We start from the raw sequence: 18,020 nt of genomic DNA on the forward strand, positions 1-18,020 counted from the left end.
CGAGGCAGAGATACACGACTTTTCCGCACAACGCCGGCACGGGAGTAACTCCGAAACGATATTCCCACGGCTCGTCCCGCGCAAAAAGACCATCCGATGGATGGTCTTCACGCCTAATGCCCCGAAACGAACGGTCTACTCCCGTCGCCAATCATACTCCATGATGGTCGCCGCCTTCTCCGCCCGCTCGATTCCCAGCAGCTTGCCCACGACATAGAGCGAGGCATCGATGCCGGCCGATACGCCGGCGGACAGGACGATCTTTCCGTTATCCACGTACCGTACGCCTTCGATCACTCGGGTGGTCGAGGGAACCGCCGCCCTTAGCTCATGCATAGCCGAACGATTGGTCGTCACATCCAGGCCGTCCAGCAACCCTGTTGCCGCCAATATCAAAGCCCCGGTGCACACGGACAAAACCAGCTCCGCCTCGCCGGACGCTTCCCTCACCCAATTCACGATCGCCGGGTTGAGCCTCTCCTTGCGCGAGCCCCAACCGCCCGGAACGATCAGGATGTCGGGCTTGGGGCAAGAATCGAATGCATACGCGGGGTTGACGCTCAGATTGCCGACGGCCGCCACGGCCCCCTCTCTCTCCGCCACGGTGTACACGTTGAAGTCCCGCCCGAAGTCGCTTGCCGAGATAAACGCCTCGAAAGGCCCGACGAAATCGAGCGGCTCCACCTTTTCGTAAATCAGAATCACCACGTTCCTTGCCTGACGCGCCTGTTCCATGCTATCCTCTCCCCCGGATAAGAAAATAAAAGCATCCGGTCATCGACCGAATGCTTCGCCCAGGCGTACGGCTTATGAAATAGGTGCTCCCTCGTGGTTCTCCACGTTACGCCAGTCACACCTACCTTCTTGATATAAATTCATTATATTCAGAAAATTCTTCCTTTCAACACCCCGATATAAAAAAGATGGCCCTTCGGCCATCTCCGGCGATACAGCGAACCGGCGCCCCTACGATCCGGCGATCCGGCAATCCGCCGCCCCTACCGCCTCTGGCGACTCCGCTTATGCCCGCTCATCCGTTTAAAGCTGCGAGCTCAGGCTCTCGAGAAACTCCTCGATGACCGGCTCGTTCCGGCGGTAATACGTCCATTGGCCGACGCGCTTGCACTCGAGCAAGCCGGATTTCTGCATGGAGCTCAGATAGCCGGAGATGACCGACTGCGCGAGTCCGGTTTTCTCCTGAATGCTGCCCACGCATACTCCTCCGTCGAAGGACGCGCTCTCGGGAATATTTTGCGGAACGAAGTGTTTCTCCGGTTCCTTCAGCCACTGAAGGATGCTAAGACGGGTCTCGTTCGACAGCACCTTCATAATTGTCAGCTGGGCATTCGCGTCCATCCTGAATCCCGCTCTCTTCCTAGAATAGTCTCTTGCATGATATCACCGGTCTCCTGCTTCCCGTAAGATCTCGAGCAGCTCGCTCCAGGTCGTGATCCGCGGAATGTCGAGGTGGCGATTGTACGAATTGTCCCTCACGTACACTTTCAGAGGCAGCTCCATCAGCGTGTCGAGCACCGCCGGCTTGTCGTCGAAGTAATAATCGAGCCCTAGCTTCCGAATGATGTGAACCTTCTCCGTATCCCCCATGCCGCAGTAGAACCGACCCTCTTCCACGGGAAAACCGGCCTCCGCGATCCACTGCTTCGTTCTCTCGCAATACTCCGGAGCTCGTGCCGTAATATAGTATACCTCATGGCCTTGCCGAATGAGCTCCTGGAGCGCTTCGACGGCATGCGGGAACGGCGGGCAATCCGTATAATAAATTTCTTCGCGCAAGCTGTTCCACATTCTTCCGCCCTCTTCGGTCGTCATCCCGAACAGCTCATGGATCGGAACGCTTTTCAAGGCCAGAAACTTCTCATGCTCTACGCTCTTATTCAATTTCTTCTGATAGAGGTTAAAGGCATGCTCGCGCAGATTGATCAACGTATCGTCGATGTCGAAACCGAATTTCATGCAAGTTCTCCCTTTTCCGCATGCGGGTGATTCCATTCATTTTACCAGAACCGCGCGGAAAAGACACCGTTGCCATTCACCCGTCGAGCGTTAAGCGGCGGGACTCGGGACGATTCTGCCCTTCAATCGGAAGGAGTACCACGCGATGCCCATTCCGACGACTCCCAGCAGGCTGGCCAGCCATGGATTGTAAAGAGGCGTCGCGCTCCAATCGATCATCAGCCCGCCGGCTCCCGCCCCGGCCGCCAGGCCCAGGTGGGTGAACGACGTGTTCAGGCCGAGAACGAATTGCGCTTTCCGGGGAGCCAGTTGAATAAAGTAGGTATTGAGCGCCGGCGCCGACATAAACATCGAGAACGCCCATAGGATAATGACGGCCAGCGCCCCAAAGGTCGAATGTTCAAATAGCGGAAGCAGCGCCAACGCGGCGATATGGAGCGTCAAGCTTAGCACGAGCATCCGGACGGTTCCCAGCCGATCGACTCCGATTCCTCCCAGCCGGGAGCCCAGCATGCCGAATATCCCCAACGCCAGCAGCATCGCGCCGACCTCCCCCGTGGTAAATCGCAGGACGGTCTGAAGAAAAGGAGTCATGTACGAGTAGATGATCGAGTTGCCGGAAGCCCAGAGGAACGAGAGCAGGAACGTCGCCAGAACGATCCGTTGGCGGAATACCGCGAACTGGCTTTTGAACGGAACGGGTTCGTCTCCTTCGATGTCGGGCAGCATTCGGCGAAGGATAAAGAAAATCGGCAGCGTCGCGGCACCCAGGACGGCGAACACCGCTCTCCAATCCCACCAATCCGAGATGGCGATTCCCATCGGAACGCCCAGTACCATCGACAGGCTGAAGGCCAAGGCGATCATGCCGACCGCGCGTCCCGTCCGTTCCGGCGGCACCAGCTTCGCGACCGAGCCGATGGCGACGACGGCGTACACGCCGGAGCTTAGCCCCAGCACGATCCGGGATACCATAAGCATCCCGAAGGAACCGCTGAACAGAGCGACGATGCTGCCGAGCAGGAATACCAGAAGCGAGCCGGATAGGACCGATTTGCGTTTCATTCGCGAGGTCAGCGCGACGACGACCGGCGTTCCGATCGCGAAGGCGAGAGAATAAGCCGTGACCAGCTGTCCCGCCAGGGAGACGGAGACCTCCATGTCCTCCGCTATGATATTCAAGAGGCCGCCGACCACCAGCTCGGAGGTCGCCGTGAAGAAAGCCCCCAAAGCCAACAAATAAACATAAATTAAATTTCTTCGAGTCATGACAATCATCCTTTCGGTTGCAAGTTGGATTTGATTGCCATTATAATTAGCTCACTATCAAAATGTAAGAAGGCAATTTCGTTTGACATTATCCAGTTATTCGGACCAACTAACTTATTGTAAGTGAATGGAGGATAAAAAAGATGACCGCTTCCGCTTCGAACGAGAAACTGGACCATCTGTTTGCGGTACAAGCGACCAAGGAGGAGACAGAGGAAGAGGATCTTCAGCCGAACATCTGCGAGGTGCTGCAAATTATCGGCGCCAAGTGGTCCTTCATCGTCATCGCGCAGCTCTACAAGGGCCCGCAGCGCTTCAAGCAGCTGCTTCGCAATCTGGCCATCGTCCGTACCCAATCGCTCACGGATACGCTTCGCCATCTGGAGAAGACCGGGGTCGTTCGCCGGGAAGTGTTCCCGACCGTCCCCGTTACCGTCGAATACTCCCTCACCGAGAAAGGCATGGACTTTCACGGCGTGCTCGAAGAAATGGATCGTTGGGCGGCCAAGTGGAAATCTTAACCGTATGTCCCTCCGCAATAAGGAAATACTAGCAAGGCAAACACCATTTCCTTCAGGAGGACATCCAGAGATGAAGTTTACTTCCCAGGCGGCCAGAGCCATGGCGATCTTCGCGTTGGCCGCCATTCTCATCGCCCCGAACGCCGAGGCGAAGCCCAAAGCGAAGCCGGCTCCCGAACCGTCGCCGGACACGCTTTCCGTCACGGCCAAGATCATCAACGGCCAAGGCGCACAGGTCGGGACGGCCGTCCTTACGCAGATGGCGGATACCGTCCGGATCGAATTGCAAGCCCAAGGACTTCCGGCGGGAACTCACGGCATCCACTTCCATGAGACGGGCAAGTGCGATCCTCCGAGCTTCGAGAGCGCGCAGGCGCACTTCAACCCTGCCACCAAGGAACACGGCTTTCACAATCCGAAGGGGTTCCATGCGGGAGATCTGCCGAATATCTCCGTCGATCAGAGCGGGAACGTTCACGTCGTCATCAACAGCCGCAACGTGACGCTGAAGCCGGGAGAGCCGAACTCTCTTCTGAAGGAAGGCGGCACCGCGCTCGTCATCCACGAGAAGGCGGACGATTACGTAACCGATCCGGCCGGCAATTCCGGTGCCAGGATCGCCTGCGGGGTTATCGCGAAGTAAAGCAAAATGCAAAAAGACGTTGTCCGCTTGGCCGGTTACGGCCTGTGGACAGCGTCTTTTTTGCAATCATTTAATGGTTTCTTGCTTCGTTTAACCTTACCGACTCGCCGTCGGTTTCCCGGTTCGCCCACATCGCTTCCATCTCTTCCAGCGACTTGCCCTTCGTCTCGGGCACGAACTTCCAGGTGAATAGAACCGTAAGCAGGGACAAGGCGCCGAATATCCAATACGTTCCGGCAGGTCCTGCCGCGTTAAGAAGCGGCGGGAACGATTGGGAGACGGCATAGTCCGCCGCCCAGAGCGCCATCGAGGCGATCGCCGTCGCCCTTCCCCGCACGCGGCTCGGGAAGATTTCGGACAGGAGAACCCAGACAACCGGTCCGAGGGAGATCGCGAATGCCGCGACGTAGACGAGGATCAGCCCCAGAACCAGGTAGCCCGAGCTGTTCCCGGTCTGGAAGACGAAGCCGATGAGAATCAGGCTTGCGGCCATGACGGCCGAACCGACAAGCAGCAGCGCCTTGCGTCCGACCTTGTCGATCAGCCATATGGACAGAATCGTGAACGCGAAGTTGATGAAGCCGACCAGGATCGTCTGGATGAGGGCCGCGTTCGTTCCCGCGCCCGTTTCCTTCAGGATCTCCGGAGCGTAATAGAGAATCGCGTTGATGCCCGTTACCTGCTGCAGCACGGCGATCACGACGCCGACGAAGAGCGCGAAGCGCAAGCCGGGCTTAAACAGCTCGCGAAGCGGAGTCTTCTTCTCCTTAAACGATTCCTTGATCTCGAGCACTTCCCGCTTGGCGGCTTCTTCTCCGTGAATGCGGATGAGAATCGGCAGAGCCTGTTCCGCGCGGCCTTGCTTGATCAGCCAGCGAGGGCTTTCCGGCACGACGAGCAGCAGGATCATGTAGATCAAGCCCGGGATCGCGCCGACGCCGAACATCCATCTCCATGCCGTCGAGACGTCCCAAGCGTCGTCTCCATACCCGGCTAACCCGGAATTGACGAAATAAGTCAGGAAGATACCGGTGACGACCGCGAACTGATTAAGAGCCACCAAACGCCCGCGGTACCGGGCGGGCGCGATTTCCGCGTTGTATAGCGGGCTGAGCGTCGAGATAACGCCGATGCCCAAGCCGCCGATCATGCGGGCGACGATATACCCGGTGAACGTCTCCGGCAGCGCGGATCCGATGGAACCGATGACGAAGAGCAGAGCCGCCCCGATCAGCACCTTTTTCCGCCCGAGCCCGTCGCTGAGCCAGCCCGAAGCCGCGGCTCCCACGATGCAACCGATGATCAGGCTGGACACCGCCCAGCCGACTTGAACGTCGTTTAATTGAAATTTATTTTCCAAGAAGCCGATGGCTCCGGATACGACCGCCGTATCGAAGCCGAACAACAGGCCGCCGAGCGCCGCGGCGATCGACACGAGGGTGACGTACCGCATGTTCGGCTTGCCGGTTTGCCCGCTTCCTTTGGCATGAGTTGTCATAAAGAAGTCTCCCTTCCGTAAGCTTTCTGTCGAAGCGAGCTTCAGTATAGCACTCGTTCCGGGCGACGTCGGAGCCGAGGTTCAGCATTATTTTGCTCCATACCCGCACTAATCTTGCAGCAGCTCCTTCGGCCGCCGTCGAGGTCGGTCCGTCTTCACTTTCTTGAGGGTCGATAACAAAAAAGTCCATGCCCGACGACGGGCACGGAGCTTCGGATTTCAAATATTTCGGGTTCGGTATTCCGAAGGGGCGACGCCGGTCACCTTCTTGAACACCCGGCTGAAATAATTCGGGTCCTTGTAGCCGACCTCGTAACATACTTCCTTAAGACTCAGCCGATCCTCCTCGATCAGCTGCTTGGCCTTGTCGATTCGAACGCCCGTCAAATAGTCGATAAACGTCTCGCCGACGTGCTGTTTGAAAACCTTGCTGAAGTAGAACGGATTCAGATGAACGTGATTCGCGACGTCCTCCAGCGACAATTCCTCGGCGAAGCGCTGCCGGATGTAGGCTTTGGAGCGATCGATAACCGATGAGGTCTGCTCCTCTCGCAGCTCGCGAATCCGGATAAGCGCGGAGAGGACGTAACCTCGCTCTTCCGCGCTGCTCCCGATCGGCAGGCCTTCGGTTTTGCCTTGCTTCAAGTCGTCGAAGAGGCACACCTCTCCGTCTCTCGAAGAGAAGGTCGAGGCGAATACCGCCTCGAAATACGAGTTGCGCAGCCCTTCCGCGCCGCTGCGAAGACTGCCGATGCCGACGGAAGGCTCCCGTCCGGTCTGGGCGCGTACGGTTTCGCGAAGACGTTCGGCGAAGCGGACGGCTTCCTCCTTCCACTCGCCCGCGTTCGAGGCCGGCCTGCGGAGGAAGATCGCCAGATGGTGCTCCAGAATCGAACTGACGATGCAGGGACCATGCGACTTCGCGAATCGGCGGATCGTTTCGAAGAGCGAGCGGCGATCGGCGGCCGAAGCCGAATCCGGGGAGCCGGGAAAAGCCGTTACGATGCAACGGCAATCTTCCAGAGGAAAATCCAGCCACTCGGAGAGTTGGCCGATGTCGGCGTCCAGCACTTGATCGACCATCAGCGTTAGAGCAAGCTCGTTCTCGACGATCGGTTGCAGCGTGGATACCCGGTTTTTCAGCTCCAGCTGCTCCGCGCGAAGGCCTTTCTCCCGTTCCAGCTCATCGACTAATTTGGATAGGAGCGCCGCGATCTGCTCCCGGCCGGCCGGCTTCACGATATATTCCCGCACGCCGAGCGGCATCGCTTCCCGGGCATAGGCGAACGAGTCGTACGCCGTCACCAGCACGAACTTGGCTTCGGGGAGAGTCTTCCGGATCTCTTTCAGAGCATCGATCCCTTGAATCCCCGGCATCTGCACGTCCATGAAGACGATATGCGGGCGGCGTTCCTCGGCGAGCTCGATTGCCTGCCTACCGTTCTCGGCATGAAGAATCTCGAACGTATCCGGGAGCTGGCGGCGAACGATCAGCTCCAAGCCTTCTCTCTCCAGCGCCTCGTCATCCGCGATCAATAGACGGTACATCTCTCTTCTCAACCTCCTTATTCATGGGAATGCGCACCGTTACCGTCGTGCCGGCTCCGGGCCTGCTGCTAATTCTCACCGCATCGTCCCGTCCGCCGAACAGCTGCAGCCTGCGAAACACGTTGCGGGTGCCGAGTCCCGCGGACATTCGATCCGGCGCGGCATTTTCCTCGTATTCCATTCGCAGCAGCGACCGGATCGTCGCCTCGTCCATGCCGACGCCGTTGTCCGATACCGAGACGATCGCGTCCGATCCGTCCGTCTCTACGGTCAGGCGAATCTCCCCGCCCCCCTCGAGCCGTTCGATTCCGTGAACGAACGCGTTCTCCACGAGCGGCTGAATCGTGAGCGACGGAATTCGCGCGGATAGAGCGGCTTCGTCCGCTTCGGTCACGAACCGGACTCGGCTTCGGAAGCGGGCCTGCTGGATGGCGACATAATCGGCCACGTGCCCAAGCTCCTCGCGGAGAGTCACCGGTTCGTCCGGGTTGCGTAGGACGTAACGGATCATCTTCGACATGGACACGATAAGGTCGCTCGTCTGCTCCGCCCCTTCGATCAGAGCGAGCTTGGACAGCACGTTCAGCGAGTTGAACAGAAAGTGCGGATGAATCTGGCTCTGCAGCGCCCGCAGCTCGAGCTCCTTGACCAAACGGTCCTGCTCCAGCCGTTCCCGGTCGCGTTCCGCGGAAGCCTTCAGATCGTCCAGCATCTGCAGGAATGCGCCCGTCAGCACCCCCAGCTCGTCCTTGGAGTCGGACGACGGGAGGGCGGGAAGCGCTTCTTGGGGTTTGCCTTCGGATACGTGCTTCGCCGCCTTAACGAGCCGCTCGACGGGAACCGTTACGCCTCGGGAGATCCAATAAGCCAGCGCGACGCCGAGCAAAGTCTGAACCGCGAGAATGGCGATGCCCAACCGGTTCATCCTCGCGTTCTCCTCCTGAATGCTGCGGAAAATCGGCTTGTCCACGCTCAACTCGAGCTCGACGAGCGCCTCCCCGGCTTCGCGAACGAAGCCGACGGTCTTCTCCGCCGACTCGTACCGCATAAGCGCGTCCGACGGGGACTCCGCCGCGGAGAGAGCTTCGTCCTCTTGTACGGCCAGCGTCCGCAGCAATTGAATAAACCCGACCGCGGAAGAAGCGACCACGGCCGGTCGCTCACCTCGCTCCAGAGCCTCTCGCCCCTTCTCCAGCTCCGACCTGGCGGAAGCGAACTCCGCTTTCGTTGCGGAATCCGGGTTCAGCAGATAGCCGTATAGAGCCTCCAGCGACAGCTCGGCGCTCTGGACGGATTGCCGATAGCCGAGCACCCGGTCCATCATCCGGTCATAGCTGGACTGGACGACCGCGGCGCTACGGAACAAGAAGAAATAAACTCCGTTTGCAAGAAGAATGAGAAGAGGGATAACGATGAGCAGCTTGGAGCGGATCGTCATTGGAGCTCCTCCTTGCCATTCGCGTCTTCCTTGCCATTCACTTCTTCCTTGCCATCCCTGCCGTCCGTGCTTTCCGTGCCCTCTCCGCCCTCCTCGTCCTCCTCGTCCTCTTCGGCAAGAAGAGCGCGGCGATCCAGAACAGTCGCGTCCGAATAGTGCAGCTCGGTTCCTGTCCCGCCAGCGAGATAATCATGCAAAACGCCGATCGCTTCCTCCCCTATGCGGTAAGGATTCTGAACGATCGTCGCTACGATCCGGCCGTTCCGGATCGCCTGCCTCGTATTCTCCAGATCGTCGAACGCGAAGACCCGCACGTTCGAAGCGCCTGCCAGCGCCGTTGCCTCCGCGATCCCCAAGCCGTCCAGCGCGCTGAACCCGACGATCGCCTTCAAATCCGGATATTTCTGAAGCATCTCTTGAGCCTGCTTCGCCGCCTGCAGACGGGATATATGGGAGATTCTTATGTCGGCGACGGACATGGAGGGATATCGGCTGATGACGGCGCGGAAGCCGTCCAACCGAAGCTGCTGATTGGTCGCTTCGCTTCCGAGCAGCACGCCGATTCGTCCCGATCCGCCGATTGCCTCGGTCACCAGCTTTCCCATCGTCTCTCCGGCCGCCCGATTGTCCGTTCCGACATAGGCGATTCTCCGGCTCTCCGGCTCGTCCGCATCCACGGCGACGACCGGAATTCCCCGCTCCGACGCATCGTCGATCAGCTTCGCGTAAGCCGGATCCCCAAGTCCCTGCAGCAGCAGCGCGTCGACCCCCGAAGCGACCGCTTTCTCGAGCAGACGGACCTGCTCGGCGGCGTCGATCCGCAGCGGGCCGGCATACTCGATCTCCATTCCGTACTTCCGCGCCGAGTCGCGGGCGCCTTCTTCGATCGAACGCCAGAACGGATTGTTCAGCTCCTGCGAGATCAGCGCAACACGCAATGGCGCAGGTTCCGCGGCGTTCTGCGGTTGAAGCTTCAAAGCAAGCTCGCGGGTCCGGCCCGCGGAAATCGCAAAATCCGCGAGCAGGACCAGAAACGCGCAGCCCAGCAGGATAAGGCATACATTCCAAATACGGTTAGACATTCCTTGCTCCTTCGTTGTACGATCCATGATCTTCATTCATTATGCCACAAGCTTACAAAAGCAAATTATACCTTCAATCGGAGAGAAAGAGTTACTCAACTTCATCTCCATCGCCGCATGACCGCATCCAGTTGAGTAATGGTTACTCAACAGTCTGGTTCTCCCTCGCCTTGCCCTTGTTACACGGTTTTTCCGCACATCTCGCCCGCTTCCCCCTCTTTCTGCCCGCCGTTGCACGGATTTCCCGCACATCTCGCCCGCTTCTCCCTCCTTCTGCCCGCCGTTGCACGGATTTCCCGCACATCTCGCCCGCTTCCCCCTCCTTCTGCTCTCCGTTACACGGTAATTCTACTCATCTCGCACGCTTCACCCTCCTCCCTCCCGCCGTTGCACTGTTTTCCCGCACATCTCGCCCGCTTCCCCAAACTAGAAATAAATATTCCTTTACAGGAATATTCCCTATCGTGTATATTTTAATCAAGAAGCCTTACCCTTAATTGAATGGAGGATAATAAACAATGACGACAAACCAATCCGCGAACAACGCCGTCACGACCCGCATCGAGGAGAAGGAATTTATCACGGAACGGATTTTCAACGCCCCGCCCGAGCTGGTGTTCGACGCGTACACCCAGCCGGAGCATCTGAAGCGCTGGTGGGCGCCGCTTCCTTACACGATCCCCACCTGCAACGTCGACCTGCGCCCGGGAGGCGTGTGGCATTACAGCATGTGCTCGCCCGAAGGAGAAGTGCATTGGGCCCGAAGCGTCTACCGCGAGATCGTCCGGCCGGAGCGTCTAGAATACACGAGCACCTTCGCCGACGAGCACGGGAACGCGACCGACGACATTCCGGAGCAGCTCAATAAAGTAACGTTCGAGCCGTTCGAAGGCCGAACGAAGCTGACGATCCGGGTTCAGTTCGACACCCAAGCCGACCTTCAGGCTACCCTCAAGATGGGAATGGTCGAAGGAATGACGATGATCTTTAACCATCTTGACGAGCTGTTCGTCAAAGGAGAGATCGCCTGATTCCGGTGGTTGCGACGCTAATCGGGAGCATTCGCTTGACGCGTCAAGCGTACGATAAGTTATAATCCAATTAGCAGCATGACGTTGGAGTGATTAGCCATGAACATTAGCGTTTTCGGCGCGTTAGCCGAGACGAACCGTCTGGATATGGTCGAGCTCCTGCTCAAGGGACCCATGTCCGTCAACGAGATTGCCGATAGACTGCATCTCAATCAGCCGCAGACCTCCAAGCACCTGAAGGTGCTGAGCGATGCCGGACTCGTGGAAGTGCATAAAGTGGCGAACCGACGCATCTATAAGCTGAGGCCGAGACCGCTTGCCGAGATGGACGAATGGCTGGGCGCCTTCCGCCGGCTTTGGGAGGAACGGTTCGATCGTCTGGACGATTACTTAAGCGAGCTTCAGGGTCTTTCGGCCCAAGAGCCTCCCAAGGGCGACGCCGACAGAACGCCATAACGAGTACGCCCGCAATCCGCAAACCGCGTTGCATGCCCAGGAGGACAGGATGAAACTTAAACCGCTAAGACCTCAAAAATCCGATGCCGAGCTCATCGTCACCCGAACGCTGGACGCTCCCCGCGAGCTTGTCTTCGAAGTGTTCACCCAATCGGAGCATCTTCTTCAGTGGTGGGGGCCGCAAGGCTATGAAATGGACGTTGCCCGCTTCGAACCGCAGCCGGAAGGCGTCTTCCTTTACAGCCAAAAGTCGCCGGAGGGGCAGCTCATGTGGGGCAAGTTCGTTTACGAGGAGATCGCGAAGCCCGATAGGCTTGTCTACCGGAATTCCTTTTCCGACGCGGAAGGCCATGCGATTCGAGCTCCGTTCAACGTGAACTGGCCGCTCGAGATTCGGAACGTTTACACGTTCGAGGCGAAGGACGGCAAGACGTTCATGACGCTGAGAGGCGTTCCGATCGACCCGACCAAGAAGGAGCGCAAGACGTTCGAAGCCGCGATCGAGATGGTCAAAGGCGGCTTCGCGGGAACGCTCGGCCAACTGGAAGAGTACCTCTCCAAGCTCGCTAAGAAGTAATTCGAGCGCAAGAGTACGCAAGAAACCCAAAGAAACCCGCAGAAACCCGAAGAAACCCGCAGAAGCCGCCGAAACGGCCGCCCTGCGGGTTTTCCTTTTTCCCATATATAAGAATTAATGCCGTTCGAAAAGTCCGTTCTTCTGATCCTCGAGCGCCATGGCCCGAACGATGAAGTGGCGCTTCTTGCCGGTTGCCGTGTAAGGAAGCTCGTCGATAAACCGGTAAAATCTCGGCTTCTTGTACGTCGCCAGCATGTTGTGCTCGCTGCAGTACTTGTTCAGTTCCTTCGCCGTCAGCGACTCATCTTCCCTTATGATGTAGGCGACGACCGACTCGCCCCGCAGCTCGTCCGGCACCCCGACGACGACGGATTGCTGAACCTTGGGGTGCTGGTTCAGGATCTCCTCGACCTGCACGGGATGAATGTTCTCGCCGGAGGAGACGATCATGTCGTTCTTGCGTCCGACGATGGTCACGAATTCGTTCTCGTCCCACACGCCCATGTCGCCGATGTAGATCCAGCCCTTGTAGAACACCTTCTCGGCTTCTTTCTCGTTGTTGACGTAGGTATAGGTCGTTTTGCCGGGGGCTCTGACGATGACCTCGCCCACCTCGGTGCCGTCGCGAGCGACCAGCTCGTGAGGCTCCGCGCGGCGGTCCGGGAACACCTTGACGACGGCGACGTCGTCATCCGTGCAGGAGCGGCCGGCCGAGCCCGCCATATCGGGAAGATCGTATGGCCGGAGGAACGTATTCCAGAACGCTTCCGTCGTGCCGTAGCCATTGAAAATATTCGGAGTAAGCACCTTCTGGAACTTGATGCAGGCTTCCCTCTCCAGCGGAGCCCCCATCGTCACGATTCCTTTGAGCTTGGACAGGTCTACGGGGTTCTTCAACTGCTGGTCGTGCAGCATCTTCAGCATAGGCGGAGCGCCGATGAGGAACGTGACCCCGACCTTCTCGGCCAGCTCCAGGCAAGTCTTCGGATGGAAGGAACGGAGGACGACGACTTCCCCGCCTACGTACAGAGTAGGTCCGGGGCCGCCCGAATGAATGCCTCCGCGGTGGAACCAGGGGCTCATGTTCATCGTCTTGTCCATCGGGTTCAGCGGAAAATGCATGGCGACGTCGTGCGCGGACAGAACGTCGTTGATGTTGTTGAGCGGAACCCCTTTGGGCCTGCCCGTCGTGCCGGAAGTATACAGACGCGTGTTCTCGTCGTAAATGTGCATCGGCCGTTCGATCGCCGGATTGTCCTCGGACCTGCCGCCCGTATAATCCGCATAAGTCACATGCCCTGCCGGAAGCTCGGCCGCTCCCGACCCGTCGACCATAACGATCCGCTGAGGCTTGTGCTTGGCCAGTTCCAGAGCCTCCAGCGCCGTCTGCCGGAATTCCGCGTCGTAGATATAGACGGAAGGACGGCTGTCGTCGAGAATGAAGGCCGTCTCGCCCGAAGACAGGCGGAAGTTGATCGGGCAGTTGATCGCGCCGATCTTCTGCGGGGCAAGATAGCTGAAGATGAATTCCGGCGAATTCGGCAGTTGATAAACGACCAGCTCGTTCTTGCCGATTCCGTCCGCCGCCATTGCGTTGGCCAACCGGTTCGCCTCGCGGTTCAATTCGGCATAGGTCCAGCTCCGCTCGCGAAGCGGATCGCTAACCGCCGTGCGATGGGCGAACCGATGCACGTTGCGCATGAACCCGCTCAGGTAAGTAAACTCGTATTCGAACGTGTCCTTGAACATCCGAACGTCGTAAGTATAGTTGTTGTTTTCCAAAGATATCATCCCTTCCAAGAACTAAGTGAACGATATGTCTGGAACCGGGATCGCTGAGATGACGAATGTGCATTCTGTAAACGGTCTCGTTCCTACGGCATATCCTAATAGTTTCCGCGCTATTCCCGATAGCGACCTACGATAATCGAAGTGTTCTGCCCGCCGAAGCCGAAGGAGTTGGACATCGCGGCATCCACCTTCGCTTCCCTGGACTCGTTAGGAACGTAATCCAAATCGCATTCCGGATCGGGTTCCTCGTAATTCAAGGTCGGAGGAACGACTCCTTCCCGGATCGCCTGAATGCAGGCGATCAGCTCCGTCACGCCTCCGGCTCCCATCAGATGCCCCGTCGCTCCCTTGGTGGAGCTGACCGGGATACGCGCGGCCGCTTCCCCGAACACCTCGCGCAGCGCCTGGCTCTCTACCTTGTCCCCGAGGGGAGTCGAGGTGCCGTGCGCGTTGACGTAGCCGATGTCTTCCGGTGCGAGTCCCGCTTCGGCAAGCGCTTGGCGCATGCACCGGATCTCCCCGCTGCCGTCGGGATCGGGAGACGTCACGTGATAGGCGTCGGTGCAGTTCGCGTAGCCCAGGAGCTCCGCCAAGATCTCAGCTCCGCGCGCTCGCGCCGAAGACAACGTCTCCACGATAAGCGCGCCGGCGCCTTCGCCCATGACGAAGCCGTCGCGGCCGCGGTCGAACGGGCGGCTCGCCCGTTCGGGCTCCTCATTGCGCGCGGACATCGCCCTGGCCGCCGATAAGCCGGCATCCATCAGCGCGCACAGGATCGACTCGGCGCCTGCCGCCACGATGGCGTCGGCTTGTCCGGCCCGAAGCAGCATCGCGGCCATTCCGATCGCGTCCGCTCCGGAGGAGCAAGCGGTGCTCACCGTATAGCTCGGTCCCTTGAAGCCGTTCGCGATCGCGATATGGGCCGCGGCGATATTCGACAGAAATTTGGGAACGAGATGGGGCGTCACCCGATAACTGCCGCTCCTCGTGATCTGCTCCTGCGTGCCCGCCGCCGTCGAAATTCCTCCGAGCGCGGTACCGAGCACGATCCCTACCCTGGATGGCGGCATGCCGGCAATTCCGCCCGATTGAATCGCTTCTCCGGCCGCCGCGAACGCGAACTGCATGAAGATATCCGTCTGCGCGATCAGCTTCTTCGGAAGGTAAAGAGCCGGGTCGAAGTCCTTCACCTCCCCGGCAATGCGAACGGGAAGCCCTTCCGCATCGAACCGGGTGATCGGCCCGATGCCGGGCTTGCCCGACAGCAAATTCCGCCAATAGTCGGGGACGCCGATTCCGATCGGCGTGACCGCTCCCATGCCGGTAATGACAATGCGTTCTTTGAACATAAGCCGTATCCACTCCCGTATGCCTCTAAGCTACTAGCGTTTTTCCGAAATCAAGCCCGCCTCCGCCAACCGCGCCCACAATTCGGGGTGCCTTCTCTCGAGGTTAAAAGGCGCTCCCGCGTTATCGACGTAAGCGTGCTTAGTCTGTCCTTCCGCCGCCAGCGCTCCGCCTTCTTTAAGAATTCGGTAGGCGAAGGTCATCCGGGACCGCGTCAGCTCCGCAAGCTCGGTTCGAACGACGATTCGTTCCTCCGGACGAAGCATCTTGCGATATTGGCAATCCGCGTGCAGGCATACAAGAGAGATTCCTTGATGATGCCACTCCGGCATATAAGGGAAGCCATAATGCGCAAGAAGACCCATTCGGGCATTCGTGAACCAATCGAAGCTCTTCGCGTAGTAAGAGATCCCCGCGGCATCGCAATCCCCCCAAGTCACCATCATCTCTAGGTCGAAAAGGGGATACGTATCCGCCATATCGGCCCCTCCTTTCGATGTCTATTATCTTATCAAGTATACTCTTACTACTAAGATAAAGTAAGAATCCAATGAAAAGTAATCTTGAAAAAAATAAACGGGAATGAGAAATAACCTTCGCTCGGATTGAACAAAAGGCTTCTTCGGCCGCGCTTCCGGTTCTCCAGGTTGTCCGCCGAATCGTCGTCGTTCACACAATGGACACAACTCAAGGATCAGAATACCCAATTCCCGGTTATTTATCAATATCCTTAGACAGGAAAAAGAGGCTCTTCCCCTTGCTAGACGCCGGGTCAGCCTCTTTCGTTCGGTATGCGGACATGGAACGCGGTCCCTTCCCCCGCGCGGCTTTCGACTTCGATCGTCCCTCCGTGCAGGCGAACGATCCTCTGCACGATGGACAAGCCGAGCCCGGTGCTTCCTTCTCCCCGCTTCCGCGCCTGGTCCCCCCGGTAGAAACGGTCGAAGATGTAGGGCAGGCTCATCTCGTCGATGCCGTCCCCCGTATCGGCGATCGTGACCGCGCAGAAGCCCTGTTCCTTGGACGCAAGAATCTCGATGGATCTCCCGCCCGGAACGTGCTTCACGGCATTGGAGAGCAGATTCGTCCATACCTGCATCAGCAGAACCTCGTCGCCGGTGATGAGCACGGAATTCGGCACGCGCATGCGGACCGCAATCTCTTTCTCGCGGAGCTGCCATTCCTGGAGCTGCAGCGCTCGCCGCAGCTGCGGCTGAAGCGCGAAGGTCCGCTTATTCACGATTTCGGCCTCGTTCTCCAAGGAGGACAACAGCAGCAGCTGCCTGCTGAGGGCGGCCAGCTGCCGCGTCTCCTGTCCGATGATCGAGGCGTAGCGGCGGATTTCGTTCTCCGTCAGCTCCTCGTTAAGCAGAGAGTCGGCAAAACCCTGGATGGACGCGAGCGGGGATTGGATCTCGTGGGACACGTTGGCCACGAATTCCTTCTTCGCCTTGTCGGAGCTCTCCAGCTTGCGCGCCATTTTCTCGTAGTGCGAGGCGAGCTGGCCGATCTCGTCTCTCCTCTTGGTCGGAAGGCTGAAGGTGAAGTTCCCTTGGGCGATCCGCTTGGTCGCCTCGGTCAGCCGGGCGATGGGCTGGACCAAATACCTCGTGCTCAGCAGAAAATAAGGAATGCTGAACAGCACCGTAAGTACGAACATCAGCGTAAAGAAGATTTCGAGCTCTTGGAACTGCACCCGGGTATTGCCCCGCAGGAACATCGCATACTTCTCGGTGCCGGCCATCACGGGAAGTCCGACGGTATTGCTTAACCGATTGTCGAAATAGCCGATGGTAAAAAAACGGTTCGGAGATTCGGCAATGCCGTGATAATCGCTTCCGTCCAGCACGCTTGCCTTCACTGAGGGGGGAAGATCAAGCTCCTCGAAATTCCCCCCATGGAAAAATTCCCGGCCCCGGGCGCCCAACAAGTAAATTTGGTATCCCATCGTCGCGGCGTTGTCCAGATAATCGTTCAGAGTCTCGGGATACTGCTGGACATAAGCGCGAATCTCCTCGGCGATCCGGAACAGCTTGGCGTCGTAATGCTTCTTCAGCTCCCAGTCGTAGAACAGGTTGGCGCAGTAAAAGCCGAGGAAGCTGCTGATCGCGATGGCATAAATCGTAACGAGCAGGACCCGGAAGTAAAGCGATCTCATGAAACGAATACCTCAAGCTTATACCCGATGCCTCGAATGGTTTGAATGGCGAAGCCTTGCTTGTCCTCGGGGAATCTTTTGCGAAGCCGCTTGATATGGACGTCTACCGTGCGTTCGTCTCCATTGTAGTCGGGTCCCCATATCAATCGAATCAGTTCGTCGCGGGAGAACACCCTGCCGGGGTATTCCGCCAGCTGGGCGAGAAGCTCGAACTCCTTCAGCGGAGGGAAGAACACGTCGTCTCCATTGACGACCTCGTAGTTTTTCCGATCGATCACGAGCTCGTTAAGCCGGATCTTGTCGCTCGAAGCCAGCGAATATCGCCGGAACAGCGCCTTCAGCCGGAACAGCAGCTCCGGCAGCTCGAACGGCTTCGTCAGGTAATCGTCGGTTCCGCGCAGGTATCCTTGCTCCTTGTCGCCGATCTGATCGCGAGCCGTCAGCAGAATGATCGGGATGTCATAATTCTCGCGGATATATTCGCACAGCTCCAGCCCGTCCATCTCCGGCATCATGACGTCGAGAATGGCCAGGTCGATGGATTGCTTCTTCAGGATGCCGATCGCCTCTAGGCCGTTGGAGGCTTCGAACGAGCGAAACCCCTCCCGGGCGAGAAAATGGCTGATCAACATCCGATTATTCGCATCGTCATCCGTTACGAGCAGCTGCTTCATGGCTGACTAAGGT

Annotated in this window: 18 protein-coding genes and 1 riboswitch; of the genes, 5 read left to right on the forward strand and 13 right to left on the reverse strand. The window is 58.3% G+C overall.

Translation table 11 applies throughout. From position 1 onward, the window contains the following. Nucleotides 1–135: 135 nt before the first annotated feature. The 4 genes from H7B67_RS12420 to H7B67_RS12435 form a co-directional block, all read right to left on the reverse strand. On the reverse strand, nt 136–735 hold the full coding sequence (locus tag H7B67_RS12420; RefSeq protein WP_185120143.1) for a DJ-1/PfpI family protein: 600 nt from the start codon (nt 733–735) through the stop codon (nt 136–138). 50 nt (nt 736–785) lie between these two features. Then, nucleotides 786–864: riboswitch (ZMP/ZTP riboswitch) on the reverse strand. 174 nt (nt 865–1,038) lie between these two features. Next, on the reverse strand, nt 1,039–1,356 hold the full coding sequence (locus tag H7B67_RS12425; protein WP_185120144.1) for an ArsR/SmtB family transcription factor: 318 nt from the start codon (nt 1,354–1,356) through the stop codon (nt 1,039–1,041). 42 nt (nt 1,357–1,398) lie between these two features. After that, nucleotides 1,399–1,974, reverse strand: a complete 576-nt coding sequence (locus tag H7B67_RS12430; RefSeq protein WP_185120145.1) for a 5' nucleotidase, NT5C type — start codon at nt 1,972–1,974, stop codon at nt 1,399–1,401. A 90-nt stretch (nt 1,975–2,064) separates the two neighbouring features. Beyond that, nucleotides 2,065–3,243 carry an MFS transporter gene (locus tag H7B67_RS12435; protein ID WP_185120146.1) on the reverse strand — a complete coding sequence of 393 codons (1,179 nt, stop codon included), beginning with the start codon at nt 3,241–3,243 and terminating at the stop codon, nt 2,065–2,067. 143 nt (nt 3,244–3,386) lie between these two features. Here H7B67_RS12435 and H7B67_RS12440 point away from each other — a divergent pair, with 143 nt between their 5' ends. Continuing rightward, the gene (locus tag H7B67_RS12440; RefSeq protein WP_185120147.1) at nt 3,387–3,764 is read left to right on the forward strand and encodes a winged helix-turn-helix transcriptional regulator; all 378 of its coding nucleotides are present in this window, start codon (nt 3,387–3,389) and stop codon (nt 3,762–3,764) included. Nucleotides 3,765–3,834: 70 nt separating this feature from the next. Next, nucleotides 3,835–4,407: a superoxide dismutase family protein gene (locus tag H7B67_RS12445; RefSeq protein ID WP_245363842.1), complete on the forward strand. Its 573-nt coding sequence runs from the start codon at nt 3,835–3,837 to the stop codon at nt 4,405–4,407. A 70-nt stretch (nt 4,408–4,477) separates the two neighbouring features. Here H7B67_RS12445 and H7B67_RS12450 read toward each other — a convergent pair whose 3' ends face one another. From H7B67_RS12450 to H7B67_RS12465, 4 genes are all read right to left on the reverse strand, one after another. Next, nucleotides 4,478–5,905 carry a sugar porter family MFS transporter gene (locus H7B67_RS12450; RefSeq protein ID WP_185120148.1) on the reverse strand — a complete coding sequence of 476 codons (1,428 nt, stop codon included), beginning with the start codon at nt 5,903–5,905 and terminating at the stop codon, nt 4,478–4,480. A gap of 219 nt (nt 5,906–6,124) precedes the next feature. Further along, nucleotides 6,125–7,453 carry a response regulator transcription factor gene (locus tag H7B67_RS12455; RefSeq protein ID WP_185120149.1) on the reverse strand — a complete coding sequence of 443 codons (1,329 nt, stop codon included), beginning with the start codon at nt 7,451–7,453 and terminating at the stop codon, nt 6,125–6,127. Next, the gene (locus tag H7B67_RS12460) at nt 7,428–8,891 is read right to left on the reverse strand and encodes a sensor histidine kinase (protein ID WP_185120150.1); all 1,464 of its coding nucleotides are present in this window, start codon (nt 8,889–8,891) and stop codon (nt 7,428–7,430) included. The genes H7B67_RS12455 and H7B67_RS12460 overlap by 26 nt, the downstream gene beginning before the upstream one ends. Beyond that, entirely contained in the window at nt 8,888–9,973 is a 1,086-nt protein-coding gene (locus H7B67_RS12465; protein ID WP_185120151.1) for a substrate-binding domain-containing protein, read from the reverse strand. The genes H7B67_RS12460 and H7B67_RS12465 overlap by 4 nt, the downstream gene beginning before the upstream one ends. Nucleotides 9,974–10,491: 518 nt before the next feature. Between H7B67_RS12465 and H7B67_RS12470 the strand changes: the two genes are divergently transcribed. From H7B67_RS12470 to H7B67_RS12480, 3 genes are all read left to right on the forward strand, one after another. Continuing rightward, nucleotides 10,492–11,004, forward strand: coding sequence for an SRPBCC family protein (locus H7B67_RS12470; RefSeq protein ID WP_185120152.1), 513 nt, complete (start codon nt 10,492–10,494; stop codon nt 11,002–11,004). A 99-nt stretch (nt 11,005–11,103) separates the two neighbouring features. Next, nucleotides 11,104–11,460, forward strand: coding sequence for an ArsR/SmtB family transcription factor (locus tag H7B67_RS12475; RefSeq protein WP_185120153.1), 357 nt, complete (start codon nt 11,104–11,106; stop codon nt 11,458–11,460). A gap of 49 nt (nt 11,461–11,509) precedes the next feature. After that, nucleotides 11,510–12,037 carry an SRPBCC family protein gene (locus H7B67_RS12480; protein WP_185120154.1) on the forward strand — a complete coding sequence of 176 codons (528 nt, stop codon included), beginning with the start codon at nt 11,510–11,512 and terminating at the stop codon, nt 12,035–12,037. 114 nt (nt 12,038–12,151) lie between these two features. On the opposite strand, the gene H7B67_RS12485 is transcribed toward H7B67_RS12480, so the two are convergent. The 5 genes from H7B67_RS12485 to H7B67_RS12505 form a co-directional block, all read right to left on the reverse strand. After that, nucleotides 12,152–13,819, reverse strand: a complete 1,668-nt coding sequence (locus tag H7B67_RS12485) for a class I adenylate-forming enzyme family protein (protein ID WP_245363841.1) — start codon at nt 13,817–13,819, stop codon at nt 12,152–12,154. Nucleotides 13,820–13,938: 119 nt separating this feature from the next. Then, nucleotides 13,939–15,177: a beta-ketoacyl-ACP synthase II gene (gene fabF, locus H7B67_RS12490; RefSeq protein WP_185120156.1), complete on the reverse strand. Its 1,239-nt coding sequence runs from the start codon at nt 15,175–15,177 to the stop codon at nt 13,939–13,941. Nucleotides 15,178–15,210: 33 nt separating this feature from the next. Then, complete coding sequence (locus tag H7B67_RS12495; protein WP_185120157.1) at nt 15,211–15,654, reverse strand: acyl-CoA thioesterase; 444 nt, start codon at nt 15,652–15,654, stop codon at nt 15,211–15,213. A gap of 293 nt (nt 15,655–15,947) precedes the next feature. After that, a complete protein-coding gene (locus tag H7B67_RS12500) occupies nt 15,948–17,333 on the reverse strand; it encodes a sensor histidine kinase (RefSeq protein ID WP_185120158.1) in 1,386 nt (461 codons plus the stop codon). After that, entirely contained in the window at nt 17,330–18,007 is a 678-nt protein-coding gene (locus tag H7B67_RS12505; protein WP_185120159.1) for a response regulator transcription factor, read from the reverse strand. Before H7B67_RS12505 ends, H7B67_RS12500 begins: the two co-directional genes overlap by 4 nt. Nucleotides 18,008–18,020 lie beyond the last annotated feature (13 nt).

This window comes from Cohnella thailandensis (genome assembly GCF_014212135.1).
GTDB lineage: Bacteria > Bacillota > Bacilli > Paenibacillales > Paenibacillaceae > Cohnella > Cohnella thailandensis.

Bases quoted from the DNA above. Each gene is read 5' to 3' on its own strand.
- H7B67_RS12440 (WP_185120147.1), top strand. From the start codon at position 3,387: ATGACCGCTTCCGCTTCGAACGAGAAACTGGACCATCTGTTTGCGGTA.
- H7B67_RS12465 (WP_185120151.1), bottom strand. From the start codon at position 9,973: ATGTCTAACCGTATTTGGAATGTATGCCTTATCCTGCTGGGCTGCGCG.
- H7B67_RS12470 (WP_185120152.1), top strand. From the start codon at position 10,492: ATGACGACAAACCAATCCGCGAACAACGCCGTCACGACCCGCATCGAG.
- H7B67_RS12430 (WP_185120145.1), bottom strand. From the start codon at position 1,974: ATGAAATTCGGTTTCGACATCGACGATACGTTGATCAATCTGCGCGAG.
- H7B67_RS12425 (WP_185120144.1), bottom strand. From the start codon at position 1,356: ATGGACGCGAATGCCCAGCTGACAATTATGAAGGTGCTGTCGAACGAG.
- H7B67_RS12455 (WP_185120149.1), bottom strand. From the start codon at position 7,453: ATGTACCGTCTATTGATCGCGGATGACGAGGCGCTGGAGAGAGAAGGC.
- H7B67_RS12460 (WP_185120150.1), bottom strand. From the start codon at position 8,891: ATGACGATCCGCTCCAAGCTGCTCATCGTTATCCCTCTTCTCATTCTT.
- H7B67_RS12500 (WP_185120158.1), bottom strand. From the start codon at position 17,333: ATGAGATCGCTTTACTTCCGGGTCCTGCTCGTTACGATTTATGCCATC.
- H7B67_RS12505 (WP_185120159.1), bottom strand. From the start codon at position 18,007: ATGAAGCAGCTGCTCGTAACGGATGACGATGCGAATAATCGGATGTTG.
- H7B67_RS12475 (WP_185120153.1), top strand. From the start codon at position 11,104: ATGAACATTAGCGTTTTCGGCGCGTTAGCCGAGACGAACCGTCTGGAT.
- H7B67_RS12495 (WP_185120157.1), bottom strand. From the start codon at position 15,654: ATGGCGGATACGTATCCCCTTTTCGACCTAGAGATGATGGTGACTTGG.
- H7B67_RS12450 (WP_185120148.1), bottom strand. From the start codon at position 5,905: ATGACAACTCATGCCAAAGGAAGCGGGCAAACCGGCAAGCCGAACATG.
- fabF (WP_185120156.1), bottom strand. From the start codon at position 15,177: ATGTTCAAAGAACGCATTGTCATTACCGGCATGGGAGCGGTCACGCCG.
- H7B67_RS12435 (WP_185120146.1), bottom strand. From the start codon at position 3,243: ATGACTCGAAGAAATTTAATTTATGTTTATTTGTTGGCTTTGGGGGCT.
- H7B67_RS12480 (WP_185120154.1), top strand. From the start codon at position 11,510: ATGAAACTTAAACCGCTAAGACCTCAAAAATCCGATGCCGAGCTCATC.
- H7B67_RS12445 (WP_245363842.1), top strand. From the start codon at position 3,835: ATGAAGTTTACTTCCCAGGCGGCCAGAGCCATGGCGATCTTCGCGTTG.
- H7B67_RS12420 (WP_185120143.1), bottom strand. From the start codon at position 735: ATGGAACAGGCGCGTCAGGCAAGGAACGTGGTGATTCTGATTTACGAA.